1 protein-coding gene is annotated in these 674 nt (G+C 42.7%); it reads right to left on the bottom strand.

What is annotated here, in order from left to right:
* Window positions 1-90: 90 nt before the first annotated feature.
* On the bottom strand, window positions 91-674 hold a 584-nt coding region (locus RSX24_RS32250), incomplete at its 5' end, for a hypothetical protein (RefSeq protein WP_343262912.1).

Genomic DNA, 674 nt, shown 5'->3' with positions numbered 1-674 from the left:
GCTGATTACATTACTTCGTATTTTGTTTTTTTCTTGCCCAAATATACACCGCTGTTGAGCCTACTAGCGCAATAACCAAACTTGTTATCGCTATGCCCGTGTAATTGAATTGTTTTTCGACGTATGAGATTCGATTGCCGGGTAACCCCCAGTTCCGTCCACATTCGGATCTGCTCCTTGGGACTGTACCTCTTTGAGGAAATTAATCGTCTTGGCAGAATCCCATAATTGATTGTTGTCCATACCTCCCATGAGTGATTTCTTATCTGAAGGTACGTCTGGTAGATTCACTTCTTTCCCATCGACTTTAGCGACCAGATAACGGATGTTTCCATCTTTAATCAACACCGGATTTAGAGTATCTATGTCAGTGGATAAGGACTTCGTCATTGTATTTAATGATCGATCCAACCTGGATGCGTCTCCTCCTGCAAGAACCACCCTAAACTCACCTTCAAATCGTTCGATGCTGAGAAATGATTTGCCAACACCCTTGGATTGCACAATAAAGTCATACTGCCCTGTCGGCTTAGATACGTCAATCAGACTGTCAGATACATGATTAAATTTGTCAGAGTCAAATAGGTGTACTTCAAAACCCGGGCCCAAGGTTACAGCCTTAACCTCCTCTTCATTCGCATAACCGTATCCTGCAGGGTCATCTAAAACTAATG

Origin of the sequence: Paenibacillus hubeiensis, assembly GCF_032334105.1 — a bacterium.
GTDB lineage: Bacteria > Bacillota > Bacilli > Paenibacillales > Paenibacillaceae > Paenibacillus > Paenibacillus hubeiensis.
The sequence above is the reverse complement of the archived record's forward strand: the minus strand, read 5'-3'. Positions and strand labels throughout refer to the sequence as shown.